Source organism: Pilimelia columellifera subsp. columellifera, from assembly GCF_039532605.1.
GTDB lineage: Bacteria > Actinomycetota > Actinomycetes > Mycobacteriales > Micromonosporaceae > Pilimelia > Pilimelia columellifera.
This window is the reverse complement of sequence record NZ_BAAARY010000023.1, coordinates 13,150-36,644: the sequence shown is the minus strand read 5'-3', so window position 1 is coordinate 36,644 and position 23,495 is coordinate 13,150. Positions and strand designations below refer to the sequence as shown.

Sequence of the window (23,495 nt, the reverse complement as noted above, 5' to 3'; positions counted from 1 at the left end):
CGGCCAGCCCCCGAAACCTCGGCGACATCGTCCGCGCAGCCGTCCACCTCACCCACTTCGAATACCGGTACCTACCGAACCCTCGTTGAGATCACCTCACTGTCAGCTCATGCAGCTTTAATCCATCAGACCGGACCATCTCATCCAGGGCCCTGACCCGGACATTCCTTGCAACCGAGGTACCGATGTTCGAGATCGACAAGACGAACACGCCGGGGTCGTTCACGCCCGGAGCGACATCGACGAGGACATTGGGCTGAAGCGACTCCCGCCTGGCCTGCTGAGTTGCTGCTTCGACAGCCTCTGCCTGCCTGACCTGCCGCATCAGCAAGTCGACCTGTTGCCTGCCGAGCTCAACTTGCTCTTTCGCGCGCTCAGCCTGGTCTTTGGCACTCCTGGCCTGCTTTTTGGCTGCTGAGGCGGACTGCGCCGAGTAAGCGATGCCAGCCAAGGCGAGGACAGCGACTACGGCGGTTGTACGTTCGGTGTTGAACCAGCCGAGTAGTTCGACGAGCACATCCATGGATCGACACTGTAGGCAGGCGTCGCCAGGCATTTCAAGGCGTTGCAGGCCCACCCATGACCGGGCACTGGGCGTGGCTACGCCCCGTGATGGCCGACTCGGGCTACGCGCGGTCGGCGGCAGTTGAGTGCGCCGGGGATCTAGCGAATTAATGGCTTACCGGTTCAATGCAGCCGAACTCGTTAGCAGCGCCTTCAACTTGGACGAGTAGCCGCTCGGGCCGTATGTCCCCGTCGACGCATAGACGCTCATGCTGAAGCGCGAACACCGCACCCAGCGGTGGATTGGGGGTAACGTCGGTGCGGTACGAAGGCACGCTCATCGGGGTAACAGTCAGTTCAAAATCGGCGATCTTCAACGCACGCAGCGTCCTCTCGGTCGTCGCAGCGTCAAACTTCTTCGCCGCCCGTTGCCTGCCCAGAGCGGCCCGTACAAGAGCTGCAACATGGTCGCCACGGCGTTGTTGATCAATGCTGATGCCGTGCCGACGCTTCCAAGCATTGTTCTCGGCACCGTGCGGGGCAACGTCGCCCGGCCCTGACCCCTGGTCCACAGCCTCCGGGTTCGCTGCGGTCGAGCTCGGCGTCGGCTGCGGCGGGCCCTCGGCGCTCGAGGACGCCGGATCGACGCAACCGCCCAAAGCCACGAGCGCCGTGGCGGACACAGCCAACACGGCAGGCCACGTGGCTACCGAAGGCGATCGCATCCACAAAGTATGACCGCCGCGCGCAACCAGCCTGTCGCAGATCCGAGGTAGCAGCGGAGCCGGGTGCTGGCGGCCGACCAAGGCAACGCGCTCGGCGGCATGTGAGTGCAACGAAGAACTTCTTGATCACTAACGGGGGCGTCGCGAGGATCCGCGCAGCCGTTGATGCGATATTTATCCCTTTAGTTCGATACGCGCGTTCGTGAATTCTCATGTGCGATCGCTCGCGATTGCCGGTAGAAAGGCCCAATGGCTGACGAGGTGACGGTCCCACTGCTGCCCTGCTCCTCCATCGATGTCATCGCCGACTTCTATCGCGTCCTGGGCTTCCGGGTCACGTACAGGCAGACTCGCCCGAACCCCTACCTCACCTTGCGTCGCGAGGACCTTCACCTGCACTTCTTCGGGATCGCCGACTTCGACTCCGAGAACTCCTATGGCTCGTGCCTGGTCCTGGTCCCGGATGTCGAAGGCCTGTACCAGGCTTTCGCGGTGGGTATGCGCGCCGCGTACGGCAAGGTTTTGGTCTCCGGGATCCCGCGTATGACCCGACCACGCGCAAAGAAGAACATGGATGGGGTGACCGGCTTCAGCGTTGTCGACCCCGGCGGAAACTGGATCCGCATCACGGCGAAGTCCCCGCCGGGGGCAACACCCGAGCCGACCGGCCGGCTGGCCGTCACCCTGCAGAACGCGGTCGTCCAAGGTGATTCCCGCGGTGATCACCGCCAAGCGGCCCGCATCCTAGACGGCGGACTCACGAGGCCGGACGCAGGCGATGACCCCGCCGTTCTGGTGCAAGCCCTCGCCTACCGGGCAGAGACCGCCATGACACTGGCCGACCCGGACACAGCCCGCGAGAGCCTGACCCGCATCGAACGTGTCGAGCTGACAGCCGATGTACGACAGCAGATAGCCGCCGTCCTTGACACCGTCGCCGAGTTGGCCGACTCCCTGCCGTAATCGAGATGCACCGTGTCAAGATTACCCTTTTGAAGAACTCCTCCGGCTGCCTGACAGCGCCCACACGGGCGCACTCTTCTCGGCATGAGCGGGCGGCCCCAACCAGCAGACGTGACGAGTTAGATTTGGATATTCCGCGTGTTCGTGGCGGATTGCCGACCGCATAGCGATCAAGGGCCGAGTCGGGTACTATTGTCCACATGAACACTGATGCCTTGTGGCATCAGTGCCACATTGAGGGGTTTCCCCCCTCGGACACCACTACTGGTGGAATTCCACCAGTCATCTGTCGCACCGATGTCAACGTAGAGGTCAATCCCTCCGTGGCGTGACGCCCAGTCGGATGGTCTCCTGGGTGACTACCCATCCGGAAGCGACGATGGTCTCATGAGTCGCGGCGTCCATCCTCGATCACCCGAGCAGCTCATCGCCGCCGTGGTCCCGGCCGCGCTACGCCGACCGTCGCCAACTCCCGCGCCCTTACCGTTGCTGCCGGCTACGCGGCTGAAGGCGGCGGCCTGCGGAGGGTTACCGCTGGTGGAGCTGGCCCGGCTGGACCGCTCCGGCAGGTTGTCGATGCGCGCGGTTCTCAGGCATCTCGCCTGGCGGCCCGGCCATCGCGTGGACATCGACGTGGTCGACGGTGCGATCCTCGTCGTGTCGACGTTCGACGGAACGCATCGTGTGGGCAGCCGCGGTGATCTGGCGCTGCCGGCGGCCGCCCGTGCCCTGTGTGGTCTGAATATCGAGGACGCGGCGTTGGTGGTGGCCGCCTATCCGATGGCTGGTGTGGTGCTGGCCCATCCCGCCGCCGTTGTAGCCCGGTACCTCCATCAGTTGCACCAGAGCCTGAGGGTAGGCCATGGCGGCTGACCAGGACCGGGTCGCGCAAGCTCGCGCGATGCTCGCTCAGCTCGGCGTGACCGTCGACGACCTCCGCCGGGATGCCCGACCGGCGGCGCCGACGGTGGGGGAGTACCTGGAACGGGTCGCCGCCGCTGCCGGGCCGGGCGCCTGCCGTACGTATGGCAGCTACTGGGATCGGATGAGAGCGGCGTGGGGTGATCGGCGGCTGGATGAGATCGCTGCCAGCGACATCGAGGCGTTGCAGCGTTCCACGGTCGCTGAGGCCCGGGTGCGGCGGACGAGCCGCGGCGGGCGGCACGCAGGCGAGCACGTCATCGCCGCGGCCCGCGCGTTGTACAACCGGGCGATCGCCGACGGGCTGATCCAGCCGGGAGACAGTCCCGCTCATCGAGTGACGAAGCCACGACGACTGCCCAGCACACGGCGTGCCCTGACGCCCGATGAGCTTACGCAGATCAACCTGGCGGCCCGGGCCAGCGGCAACGACGTCGTGCTCGACGCCCTGCTGCTTCGCTTACATACCGAGACTGCCTGCCGTCGCGGCGGCGCGCTGGGCTTGCGGTTGATGGACCTCGACGCCGAACGCGGCCTGCTTTGCCTTCGGGAGAAGGGCGGCACCCAACGGTGGCAACCGGTGACCCTCGACCTTGCTGCAGTGTTGGCTGACCACGCCCGGTGCCGCGGCGCCGTCCTGTCCGGCGATGCGCTGCTGCGGTTCCGGCACGGTACGGCGATGACCAGCCGCCGCTACGACCACCTCTGGAAGCGTCTCGGCCAGGAGCTGCCATGGGTCGCCGCGCAGGGCATCTCCACCCACTGGCTACGGCACACCACCCTGACCTGGGTCGAACGCCACTTCGGATACGGTGTGGCCCGCGCGTACGCCGGCCACACCGACAGCGTCGGCGCAGCGACCACCACCTACATCAAGGCTGACCTCCAAGCGGTAGCGGTCGCTCTGTCCGCCATGACCGGCCGGCCACACCCACTGTCGGACTGGTCGGCCCAATGGACTGAGTGACGGGGAGCATAGCCGTCCGACTCATCCGGAGCGCGTGCTGCTAGCGGGTTCGGGATCAAGCAGGTTTACACCCACTCGCGCACCACCCCCGGATCCGTTGACAAGGCTGCGCGATGATCACCGATCCGCCCGCCGTCGGAATGCGCGGACCGTCAGACGCCTGTTGGCACTGCCACCACCTGGCTGGCGTCTCCATTCAGGTCGTTCGCCCAGTCGACGACCTCTTGTTCCTGGGTGAACAGGATCACCTGGCGGTCCGCGCTGACCTCGCGCAGCAGCTTCAGCACGGCCAACGTGCGGGTGGCGTCCGACTGCACGGTGACGTCGTCGAGCACGAACGGCGCGGTTTCGGCCCGGTCGGCGAGATGCTGGGCGAGCCCGAGGCGCAGCAGCAGAAATATCTGCTCGGTGGTGCCGTGCGAGAGCAGCGCCGCGTCCCGGACCGCTCCGTCCCGGTCCGTCGCGCGGACGCTGAGGTCCGCCACGTCGATGTCGAGGTCCACATACCGGTGGCCGGTGATGCGGGGCAGCCAGGGACGGATGGTGGCGGACAGGACGGGCGCGATGGTGGCGTGGGCCCGCTCCTTCGCCAGCTCTAACTGCTCCTGAGCCAACCGGAAGTATCCGTCCAGCACCTCAACGTCGGCGAGGGCGCTTTCAGCTGCCGCTTCGGCCTCGATCGCCTCCGCGAGGCGGGGAGTGGTGTCCGGTGCGGACAACTGGCCGGCGAGCTTGGCGACCTGAGCGTGCGTCACCTCCCGTCGTCGGCTCACCTCCGCCAGCTCCCGGTCGAGGTCGGCAGGGATCGTGGCGGGGCGTTCGCCCGCGTCGGCCGTCACCGTGACCAACTGCTCTTCCAGGTCCGCCAGGGTCTCGCCATCGAGAAGCTGACTGAGCCGCCCGGTCACCGAAGCGTGGTTGGTGGCCTGGGCTCGCAGTTCCTCCTGGGCGTCCAGCCACTCGGCGAGCCGCCGGTAGCTCTCCTCACCTGCCTCGCCGGTGATCTGGGCCGCCAGATCCTGGATCCGCTGCCCGACCTGGCGCCACTCGGCCAGCCTCCGTTCGTGCCCGCGCTCCTGTTCCGTACGAGCCGCCAGGGCCCGTTGCAGATCGGGGCGTCGGGCTGCCGCCCGTTCGATGGCGGCGCGTTCCTGACACGCCTGCGCGTAAGTGTCGAACCGTTCCAAAGCGCCCCCCGGATCACTGACCGTCACATCGAGCAGCTTGGCCAGTTCCTGGACGGCCGCGTCCTGCTCCGCCTGGCGGGCGGCGAGTTGCTGGGCGTGCGCCTCCCGGCGCTGCTGGGCGTCGGTGGCGTCGTCGATCTGGCGGGCGAGGTGGCGCAGCGCCCCGGAATCCAGATCAAGGCCCAGGTCGGCCAATTCGGCCCGCGCCTGCTCCTGTTGAGCGCCGTAGGTCGCGGCGGCCGCTTGCTGCTGAGCCTGTCGCGCCGTAAGCTCCGCGAGCCGTGTATCGGGCGCGGGCGGAGTCGGCGGGGGGCCAGGATCCGTCACGGTTGGGGGAGTCGGCGCTGGCGGCGGTGACGGCTGCGTGGACGGGGCAGGAGCGTCGGCCTCGGTCGGTTGGCGTGAGTCCGGCCGCATCCGCCAGATTCCCGCGATGGCGCCGATCCCGCCGACCACCAGTGCGGCGATCCCCGGCCCGACCAGCCCCAGAACGACGAGCAGCAGACCCACGCCGAGCAGCAGCCCGCCGGCGCCAGCGATAGCCAGGCCTGTCCGGCGAGCCGCGCGACGGGCCCGGGCACGGTCGGCCGCCGCGGCGTCGGCCGCCTCCCGGGCGGCGAGGTAGGCGGCGGTATCAGCCTGGAACTGGCGCAGCCCGGTGTCGTACTGGGCGGTCTCCTTGGCGTACCGCTGCTGCGCCTCACGCCGTAGCCGCTCCGCGCGCTGGTGCGTCTCGCGGGCTGTTTCGTAGGCACGCTCGGCGGCGCGCTGCTGCTCGGTCAACTCGGCGATGTGGGCTTCGAGCCCGCTGTCGGTGGCGGGCCCGGGCTGATCGAGGGTGCTGGCGAGTTCGCGGAGGCGTTCAGCAGGGCACGGCACGCGCACGTCCGGGGGGTTCGGTGGGGCCGCGTCGCGGTGGGTGACCAGCGCGGTCCGGGCGGCCAGGAGCCGTTCCCGGGCCGCGACGATCTCCGGCCGGGGCTCACTGTCGCCGGCCACGGGCGTGGGCAGCTGGGCCAGCTCAGCGGTGATGGCGGCCGCGTCGGGTCCGGTTGGTGGCTCGGGCAGCGGGCCGCGGTCGTGGAACGCAGCCAGCGCCGCGGTGACCTCGCGGACGGTCGCCTCGTCGGCGGGCCGTTGACCGGGGCTGGCGTCGGCGGCCAGCTGCGCGGTCAGCTTGGTCACCTGGTCGACCCGGTGCCGCAACGTGTCGATCGCGACCCATCGTTGAGCGTGGCGCAGGCGCGCCGCTTCCGTGTCCATCGCCGTGGCTGCCATTCGGGCGTGATGGTATTGGGCGGAAATCTGTTGGGTGGACTGGTGCCGGTCCCGGGCGGCCACGGCGGCCTCGCGGGCGCGCTCTAGCGCCTCGGTCGCGGCCCGAAGCGGGCGCTGCCCTCGGGTCGGGTGGCCGACGCGCAGCTGCCGCTGCTCGGCCAACCACATCAGCGCGCCTTCGGTAGTGGTGTCCACGCTCTCGCTGGTGGCGGCCCGCTGGATCGCCTCCTGCAACTGGTCGGCGCTGGTGGCCACCCGCAGCACGTCGGCTTGACCGACGAAAATGGTGCTGCGGACGGTGTCCCTGCTCAGGCCCAGGAGCCGGGCCGCATCGAGCGTGCCCTCGGTCAGCAGATCGCGCCGCGTCTGGCGAGGGTCAAACGGGCGACCGGTGGCCAGATCGGTCACTGAGCCGCTTCCGCAGGCCAGGTCCTGTGTGATGCGCAGGCGCGTCCCGGAGTCCAGCACGATATCCGCCGTCACGCTCCAGGCCCGTCCGGTCCACGGGTGATGGCGGCGTTTGAAGTCCGCCTGATCAGCTGTTCCACGGCCGCGCTGCCGACGGCGCCCACACAGAGCTGCGTAGCAGGCGGCGAACCAGGAGGATTTCCCCGCCTCGTTCGGTCCGTGGATGACGTTGAGGCCAGGGGTGAGCGTCAGAAGAGCGTTCCGCAGTGGGCCGAAGGCTGTGGCCTCAACCTGGGTGAATCTCATATCGGTTCCCCGTCCGGCGCGACTTCGGCAAGGGCGCGTAGGCCCAGGGCCGTAGCCTGGTGGAGCGTTCGCTCGTCGGCGTCGCTGTCGCGCATGCCGCGCCGGAACTCAGTCATGGCGCTATGGTCGGCGTTGGCGGGTGGGGCCAACGCGAATTCGACCGCTGTCTCGTCAATGAGGACGTCCTCACGGTCGGTGGTGAACCCGGCGATGCTGGGCAGCAGGACACCGCTGGGCAGACGACCGTGTAACGCGATCACGCTCCACGGAGGCACGCTGTCGACGGTCGAGCTCAATCGAGCCAGAAGCTCATCAGTGCCGTTAACGGTCGCGACGTCCACCGGACGGGTTTCCCCTGGCTCGTCGTCGATCATCAGTTGGGTGGAGCGCAGCGATCCGTTCGACCAGTCGATCACAGTCACGGTCGCGCCCCCCGCCCCGACCGCCGGTGTAAGCGCGCCGACGGCGACTACCCTTTCGTCATCGGCGTCAGCGGCGGTGGAGCACACAACGGGCCGCGCCCGCGGCGCTAGGCCGGCCCGGACATACAGCACCCGTTCTTCGTCAGCCGACGAGGAAAGGGGCGGCTCGCCACCGAGGCTGGAGCCGGTCCAGGCGCTGCCCGCAATAGTGTCACCGTCGACAGTCACGCCCGGTCGGTACTGCGCGTCATGCCAGAGGTGGGTGTTGTCGAACCAGTTCGTGGTGGCGTAAGGGCTGGTCTCGGTGTGCCAGTCGAGCGCGCCGGGGGCGATAAGGACCGGGCCAGGGAAGGCCGCGAAGGCACGCGCGGCGAACTCCAGCGTGGGTAGGGTAACCGTAGCTCGGTCGAACAGTCCGCCCACAATGACAAGTGCTGAGGCCTGCTGCTCTCTGCCGAGCCCGATGGCGCGTACGAGAGCGTGTCGGCTGGACTCTCGACGACGGGCGCCGGCGGCGGGCGCCAGCGGCAGCCACGGCCGGTCGAGGCCCACGTCAGCGATAGCCACGATGCGAATAGTTCTCACCTTCCTCTCGGTCTCTGCTGTATACCCGAGAGAAGACAGGCTCCGGGCGGGATCTGCGGATGGGGGCTCCGGTGATCGATCCCTCGACTGACCTTCGCCCTGGTGTCCGGTTGCTCGGCCTGTGCCCGCGTGGCCCCGCGGAGCTGGACGGCATCGAGTGGTTGGGCAATGCCGCCATGGTCACGTTCCGTGACTCTGACGGCGTCACCGATTCCCGGATGATGTTCGCCGCCGAGCTGTCCGCCCTGCGAGTTCTCGACGGCGTGCGCCAGCACCCGCTTGACGCTCCGTACGACGCGTTCGCGCTCGCCGCCGAGGCGCTACGACTCGCCCACGCCCCCGACATCGACCCTTACCAGGCTGTCAACGCGGCGGCGGTGGAGCCGCTGCCACACCAGCTGCGCGCGGTGTACCAACACATGCTGCCGACCCGACCGCTGCGCTTCCTGCTAGCCGACGACCCGGGTGCGGGAAAGACCGTCATGGCCGGCCTCTATCTGAAGGAGGCGCTCGCCCGCGGCTGGGTGCGTCGCGTCCTCATCGTCGCGCCGGGTGGTCTTGTCGAACAGTGGCAGGAGGAGCTGCGCTACAAACTCGGCCTGACCTTCGCACTGCATGAGCCCGGCACGACGACGGCGGAGAACCCGTTCGTCGAGCAGCCGTGCCTCATCGTGCGACTGGACCAGGTGGCTCGCAATAAACCGCTGCGTAGGGCGCTGCGCGCCGCGCCCTACGACCTGGCGATCGTTGACGAGGCCCACAAGATGTCCGCCCGATACTGGAGCGGCGACATTCTCAAGTCCCGCCGGTACGAGCTGGGCGAGCTGCTCCGGGATACCTGCCGGGGCATGCTCCTGATGACCGCCACCCCGCACAACGGCAAGGACCCCGAGTTCCACCTGCTGCTGGGGCTGCTGGGCGGCACGACGGTTCGCGACTACTTAGCCCGCGACCCCAACGGCGCGGAGCCGCCGGCGTTCATGCGGCGACTACTCAAGGAGCAACTCGTCCACGCCGATGGCAGCCCACTCTTCCCGCCACGGCGCGCCGAAACAGTGGGCTACCAGCTGTCGGCGCGCGAGCGCGCCCTCTACGAGGCGGTCAGCGAGTACGTGCGCCATGAGATGAACAAGGTGACCGGCGAAGAGACTCGCCGCACCGTCGGATTCGCCTTGACGGTGCTCCAACGGCGGCTGGCCTCGTCCCCGGAAGCGATCCTTCGGTCGCTGACCCGTCGCCGCGACCGGCTCCGGGAGCAGGCGGGCCAGGTCCGCCAGCAGGAGGCGCTGCTCGGCGCGCAGCTACGGGCCAGCCTGCAAGCGCTGGACTCCGACATCGCCACCCTGGATCAGGACGAGGTGCCGCACTCGGCGGTCGAGTCCGTCGAGGACGCGGCGTCGTGGACGGCGACCGCATCCCGAACACCGGCGGAGCTGGAGACCGAGGCACTCGTCCTCGATCAGCTGGTGATCCAAGCCCGCGATATCCGGGACGCGGGCATCGACCGCAAGTGGGAGGCGCTGGCGGGCCTGCTGCTCAGCCCGGCGATGGTTGACCAGGACGGCCAACGCCGCAAGATCATTATCTTTACGGAGCACCGGGACACACTGGACTACCTTTCCGAGCGGTTGTCCGCGCTTCCCGGGCCGGTGCTCGGCGTGGAGCGCATCCACGGCGGGTCCAGTCGTGGCGACCGACGCTTGGCCCAACTGCGATTTGCCGAAAGCCCGTATGCCAGCGTGCTGCTCGCGACCGATGCGGCCGGTGAGGGCGTCAATCTTCAGGTGGCCCACTTGATGGTCAACTACGACATCCCGTGGAACCCGAATCGGCTGGAGCAGCGGTTCGGCCGGATTCACCGCATCGGTCAGCGCCACACCTGCCAGCTGTGGAACCTCGTCGCCACCGACACCCGGGAGGGCGATGTCTTCACCACGCTGCTGGAGAAGCTCGAGCGGCAGCGGGCGGCACTCGGCGACCAGGTCTTCGACGTACTGGGGGACGTACTATCCGGCGCTGAACTGCGGGACCTGCTCACCGATGTCGGCGCCGACCGCGCCAGTCGGGCGGAGCGGTTTCTGGAGCGAAAACTGGGCACAGAGCTGGCCGACGCGGTCTCCCGGCGGGCCGCCCCCGTCGGGGAGCTGACCGCCGCCGACCTTGCGGCGGTGCGGCGGGAGTTGGCGCTGTCGCGGGCCGCGGCGCTGACCCCGGACATCACCGGCGCGTTCGTCGGCGCCGCGATGGAGGCGCTGCACGGCGATCTGCGGCAGCTGCCCGGGGGCCGATGGCGCGTCGGGCACGTGCCCCGGGAGGTGCGGGAGCAACCTACGGTGGCCGCCGGGGCGGTACGGGCCCGGTACGAGGCGGTCACCTTCTCGCCGCGGGCGCAGGCTGGCTCGGTGAGCGGCGCCGCCGAGCTGGTCGCTCCGGGGCATCCCCTGCTGACCGCCCTGGTCGGCGTAGTGGGGAACCGTCACGGCGAGGCCCTGCGCCGCGGCGTCGTCCTGATGGACGACCGCAGCACAACGCCGTATCTCCTGGCGGCCTACGAGGCGCCCGGACACGACGCCACGACCACCCGACTGCACACCGTCGCGGTAGCTGCCGACGGCGCCGTGACCACGGCTGACCCTGCCGGGTTCACCAGCCTGGCCGTCGCCGAAGTGGGGCAGCCCCTACCGCCGGCTGCTGAGGTGGACGCCCTGCTCGCGGCGGCGACCCGACAGGTCGGCGCGGCGGAGCCCCCGGTCGCGGTGGCGTACGTGCAGGGCGGGGCTCGGGAACCAGCCGATCGGCAGGCGACCCTGACCCGGTTGCGGGCGGCCTGGTCGGAGGCACCGGTGTGGGAAGGCCCGCCGTTCGCCGGCTGGGACCTGTGTCGGGAGGACCACCAAGGGCTGACCTTCGCCACGGTGGCTAATCCGGACGAGGCCGGCCGGTGCTCGCTGCGTCGCTGTGAGGTTATCGCCAGCCGGAATCTCGCCGGCCAGCATTGGTGGGTGACGGGCGACGGCGGCGTGCCGCGCTGGGCGAGCGCGTCCGATCTTCCAGTTCCCGCGCCGGGACACCAACTATCGGCCATTCTCGATTGGCGCGCCGCCACCGGACTTTTACCCGGGCCTGTGACCGATTGACCCCGATGCGATGTCACCGTTCGGCGCGCAGCGGCCGCCGCCCGCGGTGGAGACCCGCGGATGATGTCGCAGGAGAGCTGTCTGCAGCCACCCGCCATGTGCGTGGCTGGCTCGACCGCGGCGATCCTCCCACAACCGTGGCGGTGTTGGCCGCTGATCCGTTCCACCGGGACCGGGTCGTGACCGCGCTCGAAGAGCCGGGCGTGAAAGCCCAGGCCGTCGACCGGGACCGCCCGCCCCCCCCGACCGGATGGCGGCCATGACGATGCACCGGGCCAAGGGCATTGAGTTCTCCAAGGTCGTGCTGGTGGCGGGGAAGCGAACGCCCGCTGAGCTCGCTCGCCTGGAGCGCATGGACCCGGCTGATCGGGCGGATGCCGAGTTGCGTACGCGGTCACTGATCTACGCAGCCGCGGCCCGAGCCCGCGACGAACTGCGGTCGCGAGCGCCGGTCAGCGGGGGTGAGCGGCCGCCACCTTGCCTCGTCGCAGCTCCGAGAGTTGACTCTTTCCCGATGCCGCGGGTCAGGTCCGTGATACGACGAGGCCATGGGTAAGCGCACTATCGACCTTCCCGCCCGCGTTGACGTGGCGGAGCTGGCGCGGCGTGGTTGGGCAGTGGACGCGTTTCAGGCACGGCTCGTCGAGACCATTTACGAGGAGGACGACGAGCACTATTACGAGGTCGCCATGTCGCTGGAGATGACTTTTCAGGCCGACCAATGGTCCGACCGATTTGGAGCCGACCGCTACTGCGCTCCGGTCGTGGCGCGTATCGAGGTACAGGGGCATCCTGAACCAGTCTTCTGCGAGTTCGACCTGGTCGAGCGGCGCCGGACCACTACCGGACCGGTCCGGCTGTCGGAGCGCTTGGACCTGGAGCGGGACAGCGTTCCTCTGGACCCACGTCAGGTGCGGGTGCACCTGACAGCGTTCGACGAAGTGCAGTTCGACTCGCCTGATGACCTGGCCCCAGCGGACTCCGTCCCGGTTGCCGTGGATGTCATCGAGCGTCCCGCGGACAGCGCCATTCGGCTGGCCTTCGAAGCTCGGGCGAACTACTCATCGAGCGTACAAAAGGGCCACCTGTGGGCCGCCGGGACGGTTGAGTTCGGTTCAGTCGCGGCGTTGCTGGCGGCCTACGGCGAGGAGGAGGGTCTGGATGCTGACGAAGCGTCCCTGGAGGAGCTGGCGCCTGTAGAAATCGGGGTGCCGAGCTTAGAGATGGAAGTGTTGGACCCCAGCGGTTTCGTCCTGGACACGCGCCATTTGCCCTTCGACCTCGCCATCCGCGTCGGCGCCGAGGGGCAGCTCCCAGAGCGCCGCCCAGTCTGGGCCATCCAGGCATCCCTGGAGGGCTATTCAACGGCGCCGGCAAGCATCGTGCTGCGAACCACCGGACTCGGAGAGACGGCTGACCCGACAGGTGGTTCCGAAGTTGTCGAGCAAGAGGCGGAGGCTCACCCGACCGACACGACAGACGCCGAGGCGACGGCCGTGCGACTCGGCGCGAACGAGATCCATCTGGCGACCGAGAACGGGATGACCTACGTGAAGGTCTGTGCGCCCAACGGAACGCCAGGCGAGTATGAGTCGGTCTTTCTGATGCATCCTGGCCATGCCGTATCCGAGGACGACATCAGCTCACGACCGTCTCTCACGGCTCTCACCAGGTGGCTAATTGCGCGCGGGGCGGAAGATCTCGGGCCCACGGCTACGGAAGACCCCGAACCCGTGACGCACGGCGCTGCCACTCGTGTCAACGAGAGCCTCAGCGCTGCGATAGTGACGCTCGATCTAATGGAACGGCATGAGGCGCAGATGCACCGCTCGATGCTGGAGTTGCGGGCGCTTCGCCATGACCTCGCCCGCCAGCTGCATCAGGCGCAGCTGGGAATCACGGCCATCGGCCAGAAAGCCGTCGCCGCGGGCGCGGCGCCATCAGCGCAGTCGGCTCATCAACCGCCTGCCACCACCCACGACACCGAGATTGATCCCGATTCTAAACGCGTAGGCCTGCCCCCGGAGCTGCTGGAGATCGCCCAGTGGGTGAGCCGGCGTGACAGCTATCGGCTCGAGCAAATCGCCGTGGATCTTGGACGCAGCGAGGCGGAGATACGGCGCGCCGTTCACGCGATCAACGGTTGGGCCAGCGAGTCGTCCCACCAATCCGATATGAAGGTTGCCTCACCGGTGCTGGTCATCGACCCGGAAGGGGTCGTCTGGGTAGACGACCTCCTGCAGGAACTTCTGACTTCGACGTCTCGCTCATAGCTGGCCCCCGTCCTCGACAAGGTCGGATTGGGCCTGCTCGATGGCCATGCTCGCCATTGTATGAAAGAGGGCGCCAGCAATGGCCGCGGGGACGAACTCACTACCGAAATGATGACCGCGTCGGCCGGCAGATGAAGCGCGGCTGAGCTGTCCTCCCGCAAAGCAGACGTTCACCGAACTGCTTGCGCATCCTGTCGCGGGGCCTCACGGACACGTGATGTCATGTGCGCGCGCCCCTGACAATCTGCCGCCAATAGAGGGCGCACTCCCCAAACAAATAGGGGTCACCGCCGCGCAAGTGCGCCGGGCTAACGCGCCTCACCGGACGATGACTCCATCCCATCCCCGGTACCCAATGGTTTCGCCTAAAGCTCCTAACACGATCTTCGTAGTTCCTTGATCAACCGGCGCCAGCAGATGAGTGCGCAACCGAGGGTGACGAACCCTTGGTGGATGTCGAGGCGTCGTTCCCAGCGGACGGCGAGGCGCCGGAATTGGTGAAGCAGGGCGAAGGTCTGTTCGACGACGTACCGCATCTTGCCGACGCCTTTGATTCCCTTCGTTCCGCGTCTGGGGATGATCGGTTCGGTCTTGCGTTTGCGGCACTGGGCCCGGAACGCGGCGCTGTCGTACCCCTTGTCGGCCAGCAAAACGCTGAAGCGGCGGCGGGGCCGGCCAGGAACGCCCGCGATCGGTGGGACACCGTCCAGCAGTGCGACGCCTTGGGTGATGTCCGCGATGTTCCCGCCGGTAGTGATGACGTGTAGGGGTGTCCCTGCTCCGTCGCAGATCAAGTGGTGTTTGCTGCCTGGTTTGGCGCGGTTGACTGGCGACGGGCCGGTGCTGAGGCCCCCTTTTTAGAGTCGATGTGGGAGGCGTCGATCGCGACCCGCGTCCAGTCGATCATCGCGGCAGCGTTCATGTTGGCCAGCAAGATCCGGTGGAGCTGGTCGAACACCCCGGCCCGGTTCCAGCGCTCAAGCCGCCGCCAACAGGTCATGCCCGACCCGAACCCAAGTTCCTGCGGCAGGTCTTCCCAGCCGATCCCGGTATGCAGGACGAACAAGATCCCCTGCAGGCAAGCCCGGTCCGGGACCGGCCGAGGACCTGGCGCCCGGTCGGGCCACGGCGGCAACAAACCCTCGATCAGCGCCCATAACTCGTCATCCACCTGCCACGGCTTCGGTTTGGCCATACACACAGCAACGGACGACCACGAGATCAAGTCACGGCCATCGATCTACAGAGATCGTGTTAGGAGCTTCTAGTCGAGAAAGAACGCCGCCGCTGACAGGGTCACACCGGCCGCGGAGTCGGGGAAATACTTGACCGGCTGACCCTTGCCATTACACGACGCACAAGGGGAGACCCTGGCCCGGTTGCGGGCGGCCTGGTCGGAGGCGCCGATGCAGGAGTGCCTACCATTCGCCGGCTGGAACCTGTGTCGGGAGAACCCCCAGGGGCTGACCTTCGCCACGATGATGGCGTACCCGGACAAAGCCGGCGGGTGCTCCCTGCGTCGCGGTGAGGTGATCGCCAGCCGGAACCTCGCCGGACAGCACTGGTGGGTGACCGACGCCGACGACGGCGGGCTGCGCTGCGCGAGCGCGTCCGATCTCTCGGTCCCGGCGCTCGGACTTCTCCACACCGCCGTGCTCGACTGGCGTGCTCGCCCCGAGCCGTCCCCGGACAGCGGGTCAACAGCCGATCAGTAGCGTTTCCGCCCTTGTGAGACCAAATTGTGAGAAGTTCTCATAACCGGATCGTTGGAGGGGATGGCCGAGGCACCCAAGGTGAATGGGAGGAACACGCGTGGACGTCTTCGCGGTTCGCGACCGGCTCATCACCGATTATCGCGGCTTCACCTCCGCTTTCACCCAGATTCGTGATGAGCGGCTGCGGGCGCACCTGGACCAGCGCTACGACAGCGACGCCCAGTGGCCCGACCCGTGGGTCTCCCTCAACCCGACCTTTGCCCCCGGCGGCACCGTCGGCGAGCTCGCGCGGGCCGGGCTGCTTCACCCCGACACCCAACAAATCTTCCGGTCCCCTGCCAGCATTGACGGGCTGACCCTGCACCAGCACCAGCGCGAGGCCATCGAGGTGGCCCGCTCCGGGCGCAGCTACGTGCTGACCACCGGTACCGGGTCGGGTAAGAGCCTGGCCTACATCGTTCCGATCGTGGACCGGTTGCTGCGCGAGCAGGTCAACCCCGCCCGGGCCTCCGGTGTGCGGGCCATCGTCGTGTATCCGATGAACGCCCTGGCTAACAGCCAACTTGGCGAGCTGAGAAAGTTCCTGCAACCCGATGGCGCCGATGTCGCCCCGGTCAGGTTCGCCCGCTACACCGGGCAGGAGTCCGAGGACGAGCGCAAGGCGATCCTGGAGAACCCGCCCGACATCCTGCTGACCAACTACGTGATGCTCGAACTCATTCTCACCCGCCCGCACGAGCGCGACCGGCTCATCCGGGCTGCTCAGGGACTGAGCTTCCTGGTCTTCGACGAGCTGCACACCTACCGGGGCCGGCAAGGCGCCGACGTGTCGTTGCTGATTCGTCGAGTACGCGACGCGTGCGAAGCGCCGGACGTTCAAGTGATCGGCACCTCGGCCACGATGGCCTCTGGCGGCAGCCTGGCTGACCAGCGGCGGCGCGTCGCCGATGTGGCCACCCGCCTCTTCGGTGTGCCGGTCGGCCCGGACGAGGTGATTGGCGAGACCCTGAGCCGCACCACCGACGACACTCCACCCAGCGCTGAGGCGCTTCGCGCGGCGGTCGTCGCCGGCACCCTGCCTGGCTCGTACGACGAGCTGCGCCATCACCCATTAGCCGCCTGGATCGAGTCGACATTCGGCCTGGACAACGACCCGGAGTCCGGCCGGCTGGTGCGCCGACGCCCCACGACCGTCACCACGGCGGCGCGGGAGTTGGCCGAGCTGACCGGCCTGGACGTCGCCGCTTGCGCGGAGGCGATCCGGGGCAGCCTGAAGCACGGCGCGACCATCACTGACCCGGCGACAAAGCGGTCGGCGTACGCCTTTCGGATCCACCAGTTCCTGTCCAAGGGCGACAACCTCTACGTCAGTCTCGAGCCGGTCGACCGACGCCACATCACCAGCCACTACCAAACGGTGGTACCCGGCGCCGAGGAGAACATCCTGGCGCCGTTGGCGTTCTGCCGCGAGTGTGGCCACGAGTACCTGGTCGTGTCCCGCGCCGAGCGCGACGGCGGCGTGCGCTACCGGCCGCGCCGCGACAGCGACGCCAGCGGCGGTGACGCGGCAAACGGCTACCTGTACGTCAGCGCCGAGCAGGACGCCCCCTGGCCGGACTCGGTGGAGCAGGCGATCGAGGATGCCCGCCTGCCCGACTCCTGGATCACCACCGAGACCGGTGGACGACGGGTGGTGGAGACTCGACGCCGCAAGGCTCTACCGAAGATCGTGTGGGTCGGTGGGGACGGCCAGGAAACGCCCGCCGGCCAGGGGCTGCGCGCGGCGTACCTGCCCAGCCCGTTCCTGTTCTGCCTGCGCTGCCGCGTCTCCTACGAACGCAACCGTGGCCAGGATTTCGCCCAGCTGGCCTCGCTGACCGCGGAGGGCCGCAGCTCGGCGATGTCGGTGCTGGGCGCCAGCATCGTGCGCAGCCTGCGCGACCCGGCCGCCGGCTTGACCCCTGAGGCGCAAAAGCTGCTCGCCTTCGTCGACAACCGGCAGGACGCCAGCCTGCAGGCCGGCCACTTCAACGACTTCGTCCAGGTGGTCCAGCTACGCGGCGGGACGTGGCGAGCGCTGCGTGACGCCCCGGACGGGCTGCCGTACCACGCGCTCGCACAGCGGGTCACCGATGCGCTCGGTCTGGACATGCGCGCCTTCGCCCGCAGCCCCGAGGCGAAGTTCAGCGCCCGGGACGAGGCCTGGCGAGCCCTGCGCGCGGTGGTCGACTATCGCCTGTTCCAGGATCTGGAGCGCGGCTGGCGGGTGACCATGCCCAATCTGGAGCAGACGGGTCTGCTCCAGATCGCCTACCGCGACCTACCCGAGATCGCCGCTGACCAGCCGAGCTGGGCCAACGCCCACGCGGCGCTGCGCGACGCCGAGCGCGGACTGCGCGAGGACCTGTGTCGGATCATGCTCGACGAGCTGCGTCGATCCCTGGTGATCGAGGTGGAGTGCCTGACCGAGCCCGGCTTCGAGCAGATCCGCAAGCTCAGCAGCCAGCAGCTGATCCCGCCGTGGGCGCTGCCGGACCGCGAGCAGCGCCAGCCGGCCGGGGTGGCGATCGCCGGTCCGGGCGGCCGGGGCCGACGCCGGGAAGACATCGCGCTGTCTGGGCGCGGCAAGTTTGGTCTCTACCTGCGACGCCAACTTCGCAGCCGCAACGCCGGCCCGCTCGACGCCGCCGACGGCGACCGGATCATCGCCGACGTGATGCGGACCCTGGCCGACAGTGGGGTGCTCGCTGAGGTCGACCTCAAGGCAGGCAGGGCGTACCAGCTGCGGGCCTCCGCCTTGATCTGGCGGGCGGGCAGCGGCAAGTACGGCGCCCATGACCCGATCCGCAAGGAGTTGGCCGGCGACCACGGACCTTGGGTGAACCCGTTCTACCAGGACCTCTACCGCGACGTCGCCGGCTCCCTCGCGGGTCTGACCGCCCGCGAGCACACCGCCCAGGTCACCGCCGCTGATCGGGAGAGGCGCGAGGAGGAGTTCCGGGCCGGACGGCTGCCGATGCTGTTCTGCTCCCCGACGATGGAGCTGGGCGTCGACATCGCCGACCTCAACGCCGTGGCGATGCGCAACGTCCCGCCGACGCCGGCCAACTACGCCCAGCGCAGCGGCCGCGCCGGCCGCGCCGGCCAGCCGGCGCTCGTGGTCACCTACTGCGCCAACGGCAACGCCCACGACCACTACTACTTCCGGCATAGCCGCGACATGGTCGCCGGCGTCGTCGCCGCGCCGCGACTGGATCTGACGAACGAGGATCTGTTGCGCTCGCACGTCCAGGCGCTGTGGCTGGCCGAGACCGGGCAGGAGTTGGGCCGGGCGTTGCCCGACGTGCTGGACGTCTCCGGTGAGACCCCCACCCTGGCGGTTCGGGCCGAGCTGGCCGAGGCGTTCGCTGATCCGCAGGCGCAGCAGCGCGGCCGCGTCCGGGCCACTCGGGTGTTAGCCGACCTGCGCCCAGATTTGGAGCGCACCTCGTGGTGGCATGACGGGTGGGTCGACCAGGTGGTCACCACGGCGCCGCGAAACTTCGACGCCGCTTGTGATCGCTGGCGGGGCCTGTACCGGGCGGCGCTGGCCGAGCAGGAGCACCAGAACAAGATCGTGTTGGACCAGTCCGGCGCGAAGCGGGACCGTGATGTCGCCGCTGGCCGCCGCCGCGAGGCCGAGACCCAGCTGCGATTGCTGCGCAACGAGGAGTCCAGCGCCGGACAGTCCGATTTCTACACCTACCGTTACTTCGCTTCCGAGGGCTTTCTGCCCGGCTACTCGTTCCCGCGCCTGCCGTTGTCGGCCTACATCCCCGGTACCCAGCAGGTACGCGGCGATGGTCAGTACGTTCAGCGGCCGCGATTCCTGGCGATCAGCGAGTTCGGCCCGGGCGCCGTTCTCTACCACGAGGGCGCCAGATACCAGGTACACCGGATTCAGCTGCCGCCCGCCGAGGCCGGCCAGACAGTCATCGAGACTACTCAGGCCCGCCTCTGCCCCGCCTGCGGCTACCTGCACGACCGGGTGGACGCCGCGGACGTGTGCGAGGCGTGCGGCCACACTCTCACCGGCACCCAGCGAGGGCTGCTGCGGCTGCAGCAGGTCTTCACTCAGCGCCGGGACCGCATCTCCAGCGACGAGGAGGAGCGCCGCCGCTCGGGCTTCGAGCTGCACACCTCGTACCGGTTCCACGATCACGGCTCCCGGCCCGGGCATGTGGACGCTCAAACCTGCGACGCCGCCGGGGCGCCACTGCTGGAGCTGCGCTACGGCGACACCGCGACCGTGCGGGTGACCAACGTCGGCCGTCGTCGCCGCGCCTACCCGCAGGACACCGGCTTCTGGCTGGACACCCGCACCGGCCGCTGGCTCAGCGAGAAGGAGGGCACGGACGCCACCCCCGACACCGGGGAGCTGGACGCCGCCGAGGATGTCGCCCAAAAACAGAAGGTCATCCCGTACGTCGAAGACCGCCGCAACATCCTGGTGCTGCGACTGACCGCGCCGGTACCCGAGGCGACCGCCACCAGCCTGGCCTTCGCCTTGGAACGGGGCATCGAGGCCCAGTTCCAGCTGGAGGACGCCGAGCTGGCCACCCAGGCCCTGCCCGATCTGGACGGGCGCGGGCGGACGCTGTTCACCGAGAGCGCCGAAGGTGGCGCCGGGGTGCTGCGCCGGTTGGTGGACGAGCCGGGCGCGCTGGCCGAAGTGGCCCGCACCGCCCTGGAGATCACCCACTTTGACCCGGACACCGGGGCGGACCGTGGCGGCCCGGCGGCGGGGGAGCCGTGCGCGCACGCCTGCTACGAGTGCTTGCTGTCCTACGGCAACCAGCTCTGGCACGAGCAGATCAACCGCCATCTGGTCCGGGACCTGCTGCGCGACCTTGCCACCGGCAGGACCGCCAGGATGGATGCCGCAGCCGGCGCGCAGGCCACCCACCAGGTCACGGCCGTGGTGGACGGTCCGGCGGGGGAGTTCGCCCGCTGGCTGGACAGCCACGACTACCGACTGCCGGACGCTGTCTCGGTCGACCAGGGACAGGCCCGGCCCGATTTGGTCTATCGCCGCGCCAGCGGCGCGGTGGCCGTCTTCGTCGGCGACGGCCCCGGCCGTGACGACGCAGCCCTCGAGGACCTGGCCGACCAGGGCTGGACCGTCATCCGTGCTGGCGCCGACCCGGCCAGTTGGCCAGCCGTCGTCGAACGCTACGCCGACGTGTTCGGCGCTCGACCAAGGAGTGCGCTGTGACCTCGACGTTGACCCGACCGGGCTTCGCCGCCGGCTCCCTGGTGCACAGCCGGGGCCGGGACTGGGTGGTGCTGCCGGACTCCGCCGACGACTTCCTGGTGCTGCGACCGCTCGGCGGTGGCGACACCGACAACGCCGGTGTTTTCCCGCACCTGGAGAACGTCGCGGCGGCCACCTTCCCGCCGCCCACCCCGGAGGATGCCGGTAACGCCAGCGGCGCAGCCCTCCTGCGTACCGCGCTGCAGGTTGGGTTCCGGGCCAGCGCCGGCCCGTTCCGGTCGCTGGCGTCGCTGGCCGTCGAGCCGCGCCCGTACCAGCTGGTGCCGCTGCTGATGGCGATGCGGCAGGACCCGGTGCGGCTGCTGATCGGCGACGACGTCGGCATCGGCAAGACCGTCGAGGCGGGTCTGATCGCCGCCGAGCTGCTCGCCGCCGGCGACGCCGGTCGGCTGGCCGTGCTGTGCGCGCCGTCGCTGGCGGCGCAGTGGGCGCAGGAGCTGAGCGACAAGTTCGGCATCGAGGCGACGCTGGTGCTGCCTGGCACGGTCACCCGGCTGGAACGGGACCTGCTGCTGGGCGAGTCGCTGTTCGACCGGCACCGGCACGTCATCGTCTCGCTGGACTTCATCAAGTCGACTCGCCGCCGGGACGACTTCGTCCGCTCCTGCCCCGAACTGGTGATTGTGGACGAGGTCCACACCTGCGTGGCGCAGGATGGCGCCGCTGGCGCCGGCAAGGGCCGCCACCAGCGCTACGAGCTGCTGCGTCAACTGGCCGCCGACCCGACCCGGCACCTGATCCTGGCTACCGCCACCCCGCACAGCGGCAAGGAGGAGGGCTTCCGCAACCTGATCGGGCTGCTGCACCCGGCGTTGGCCGAGGCCGACCTGTCCACCACGGCGGGCCGCGAGGAGCTGGCCCGATACTTCGTCCAGCGCCGCCGCGCCCACATCCGCCGCTACCTGGACACCGACACCCCGTTCCCGCGCGACCGGCGCTCCAGCGAGGTCAACTACCGGCTCAGTCCGCCGCACCGCCAGCTCCTCGACGACGTGCTCGACTACGCCCGCGAACAGGTCCGCGACGCCGCCGACGGCAGCGTCCGGCAGCGGGTGCGCTGGTGGTCAGCGCTGGCGCTGCTGCGCGCCCTGGCCTCATCGCCGCGCGCCGCCGCGGCCACCCTGCGCACCCGCGCGATCAACGCCGCAGCCGCCACCACCGCCGAGGCCGACGAACTGGGCCGCACCGCGGTGCTGGACCTCACCGACGACGAGACGACCGAGTCCGCCGACGCCACCCCCGGCGCCGACGTGGAGACCGCGCCGGCCGACAGCCACGCCGGCCGGCTGCGTGACCTGGCCGCCCGGGCCGACGCGCTGGCCGGCGACCCCGATGCCAAGCTCGCCGCCGTCACCAAGGTGGTGAAGAAGCTGCTGGCCGACGGCTACGACCCGATCGTCTTCTGCCGCTTCATCGACACCGCCGAGTACGTCCGGGACCACTTGGACAACGCGCTCAAACGCGGCATCACCGTCGATGCGGTCACCGGCGCGCTGACCCCAAACGAGCGGGTCGACCGGATCGCCGCGCTCGGCGACGTCGGCGGCCGGCGGGTGCTGGTCGCCACCGACTGCCTGTCCGAGGGGGTGAACCTCCAGTCGCTGTTCCAGGCGGTCGTCCACTACGACCTGGCCTGGAACCCCACCCGACACGAGCAGCGCGAGGGCCGGGTGGACCGTTTCGGGCAGGTCAGTAGCGAGGTCCGCGCGGTCACTCTTTACGGCGCCAACAACATCGTCGACCCGATCGTGCTGGAAGTGCTGCTGCGCAAGCACGAACAGATCCGTAAAACGCTCGGGGTGTCCGTACCGGTGCCCGAGCGGGCCGAGTCGGTCCTGGAGGCCGTGCTGGACAAGGTGCTGCACGCCGACCTGGCACCCGAGCAGCTAACCCTCGCCGATTTGGGCGTGCCCGGCGTGGACCAGCTGACCTTGGACTGGCAGTCCACCGCCGACAAGGAGCGCCCGGAGAACACCAAGTACGCCCAGGTCGGCATCAAACCCGCCGAGGTGGCCCGCGAGCTGGCCGCGGTGCGCGCCGCATTGGGCTCAGTCGGCGACGTGGCCGCGTTCACCCGCGAGGCACTCGACGCGCTGGGCGCCCGTCCCGTGGACACCGCCGACGGCTTCACCGCCCACACCGGCGGCCTGCCCGTCGGGTTGCGCGACGCGCTCACCCCCGGCCACCGCGAGCCGCTACCGTTCCACCGCGACCTGCCGATACCCCGGCACGAGGCCCGGCTGGACCGCACCGACCCGCAGGTCGCCGCCGTCGCACGCTACGTGCTCGACACCGCACTGGACCCCACCACCCCGGCCGCGCTGCGTCCCGCCCGCCGCTGCGGAGTGATGCGCACCGGCGCGGTAGACCGCCGCACCACCCTGCTGCTACTGCGCCACCGCTTCCACCTGACCCTGCCCGGTCGGCAGGGCGAGAAGCGCATCGTCGCCGAGGACGCCACCACGGTCGCCTTCACCGGCACCGCCGCCAAGCCGTCCTGGCTGGACGATGACGCGGTAGCGGCGCTGCTGTCCGCCACCCCGGCCGGCAACGTCGACCCCGGTGGTGCTCGCGACTTCATCACCACCGCCATAGACGCCGCCGAGGCGCTCGCCCCGGAGTTGGCCGCCCGCGCCGACGACCTGGCCGAGCAGTTGCGCGACGCCCACCTGCGGGTCCGGGAGAGCGCCGGCCAGCGGGCCCGCCGCCAGATCCAGGTCGCCGCGCAGCGGCCGGTGGACGTGCTCGGCGTGTACGTGTTCCTACCGACAGCCTGAGAGAGGGGCGCGA

General features: G+C 69.2%; 13 protein-coding genes and 1 pseudogene. 9 read left to right on the top strand and 5 right to left on the bottom strand.

The window, feature by feature from the left end:
- Positions 1–91: 91 nt before the first annotated feature.
- Positions 92–523: a hypothetical protein gene (locus ABD287_RS16710; protein ID WP_344174172.1), complete on the bottom strand. Its 432-nt coding sequence runs from the start codon at positions 521–523 to the stop codon at positions 92–94.
- A gap of 148 nt (positions 524–671) precedes the next feature.
- Complete coding sequence (locus tag ABD287_RS16705) at positions 672–1,187, bottom strand: hypothetical protein (RefSeq protein ID WP_344174170.1); 516 nt, start codon at positions 1,185–1,187, stop codon at positions 672–674.
- 291 nt (positions 1,188–1,478) lie between these two features.
- On the opposite strand from ABD287_RS16705, the gene ABD287_RS16700 reads away from it, so the two are divergent.
- The 3 genes from ABD287_RS16700 (at position 1,479) to ABD287_RS16690 (ending at position 4,080) form a co-directional block, all read left to right on the top strand.
- Positions 1,479–2,192: a VOC family protein gene (locus tag ABD287_RS16700; protein ID WP_344174168.1), complete on the top strand. Its 714-nt coding sequence runs from the start codon at positions 1,479–1,481 to the stop codon at positions 2,190–2,192.
- 537 nt (positions 2,193–2,729) lie between these two features.
- A complete protein-coding gene (locus ABD287_RS16695; protein ID WP_344174166.1) occupies positions 2,730–3,065 on the top strand; it encodes a hypothetical protein in 336 nt (111 codons plus the stop codon).
- A complete protein-coding gene (locus ABD287_RS16690) occupies positions 3,055–4,080 on the top strand; it encodes a tyrosine-type recombinase/integrase (protein WP_344174164.1) in 1,026 nt (341 codons plus the stop codon). Before ABD287_RS16695 ends, ABD287_RS16690 begins: the two co-directional genes overlap by 11 nt.
- Before the next feature lie 152 nt (positions 4,081–4,232).
- Here the strand turns inward: ABD287_RS16690 and ABD287_RS16685 are convergent, their stop codons facing one another.
- Positions 4,233–7,259: an AAA family ATPase gene (locus ABD287_RS16685; protein WP_344174162.1), complete on the bottom strand. Its 3,027-nt coding sequence runs from the start codon at positions 7,257–7,259 to the stop codon at positions 4,233–4,235.
- Positions 7,256–8,248, bottom strand: coding sequence for a hypothetical protein (locus tag ABD287_RS16680; RefSeq protein ID WP_344174160.1), 993 nt, complete (start codon positions 8,246–8,248; stop codon positions 7,256–7,258). The genes ABD287_RS16685 and ABD287_RS16680 overlap by 4 nt, the downstream gene beginning before the upstream one ends.
- An 89-nt stretch (positions 8,249–8,337) precedes the next feature.
- Here ABD287_RS16680 and ABD287_RS16675 point away from each other — a divergent pair, with 89 nt between their 5' ends.
- The 3 genes and pseudogenes from ABD287_RS16675 to ABD287_RS16665 form a co-directional block, all read left to right on the top strand.
- The gene (locus ABD287_RS16675; RefSeq protein ID WP_344174158.1) at positions 8,338–11,403 is read left to right on the top strand and encodes a helicase-related protein; all 3,066 of its coding nucleotides are present in this window, start codon (positions 8,338–8,340) and stop codon (positions 11,401–11,403) included.
- A gap of 548 nt (positions 11,404–11,951) precedes the next feature.
- Positions 11,952–13,676: a hypothetical protein gene (locus tag ABD287_RS16670; protein WP_344174156.1), complete on the top strand. Its 1,725-nt coding sequence runs from the start codon at positions 11,952–11,954 to the stop codon at positions 13,674–13,676.
- A gap of 12 nt (positions 13,677–13,688) precedes the next feature.
- A pseudogene (locus ABD287_RS16665) lies at positions 13,689–13,822 on the top strand (metal-sensitive transcriptional regulator); the annotation flags it as partial.
- Between the two features lie 228 nt (positions 13,823–14,050).
- Here ABD287_RS16665 and ABD287_RS16660 read toward each other — a convergent pair.
- A protein-coding gene (locus tag ABD287_RS16660) for an IS5 family transposase (protein WP_344174153.1) occupies positions 14,051–14,871 on the bottom strand; the annotation gives its coding sequence in 2 pieces (ribosomal slippage) (positions 14,051–14,535 and positions 14,535–14,871; 822 coding nt in all).
- A gap of 145 nt (positions 14,872–15,016) precedes the next feature.
- Between ABD287_RS16660 and ABD287_RS16655 the strand changes: the two genes are divergently transcribed.
- The 3 genes from ABD287_RS16655 to ABD287_RS16645 all read left to right on the top strand — a co-directional run bounded on the left by ABD287_RS16655 (position 15,017) and on the right by ABD287_RS16645 (position 23,482).
- On the top strand, positions 15,017–15,391 hold the full coding sequence (locus ABD287_RS16655) for a hypothetical protein (protein ID WP_344174151.1): 375 nt from the start codon (positions 15,017–15,019) through the stop codon (positions 15,389–15,391).
- A gap of 97 nt (positions 15,392–15,488) precedes the next feature.
- Positions 15,489–20,645: a DEAD/DEAH box helicase gene (locus ABD287_RS16650; RefSeq protein ID WP_344174149.1), complete on the top strand. Its 5,157-nt coding sequence runs from the start codon at positions 15,489–15,491 to the stop codon at positions 20,643–20,645.
- A complete protein-coding gene (locus ABD287_RS16645) occupies positions 20,642–23,482 on the top strand; it encodes a helicase-related protein (protein WP_344174147.1) in 2,841 nt (946 codons plus the stop codon). The genes ABD287_RS16650 and ABD287_RS16645 overlap by 4 nt, the downstream gene beginning before the upstream one ends.
- Positions 23,483–23,495: the final 13 nt, after the last annotated feature.

Bases quoted from the DNA above. Each gene is read 5' to 3' on its own strand.
- ABD287_RS16690 (WP_344174164.1), top strand. From the start codon at position 3,055: ATGGCGGCTGACCAGGACCGGGTCGCGCAAGCTCGCGCGATGCTCGCT.
- ABD287_RS16710 (WP_344174172.1), bottom strand. From the start codon at position 523: ATGGATGTGCTCGTCGAACTACTCGGCTGGTTCAACACCGAACGTACA.
- ABD287_RS16685 (WP_344174162.1), bottom strand. From the start codon at position 7,259: ATGAGATTCACCCAGGTTGAGGCCACAGCCTTCGGCCCACTGCGGAAC.
- ABD287_RS16700 (WP_344174168.1), top strand. From the start codon at position 1,479: ATGGCTGACGAGGTGACGGTCCCACTGCTGCCCTGCTCCTCCATCGAT.
- ABD287_RS16670 (WP_344174156.1), top strand. From the start codon at position 11,952: ATGGGTAAGCGCACTATCGACCTTCCCGCCCGCGTTGACGTGGCGGAG.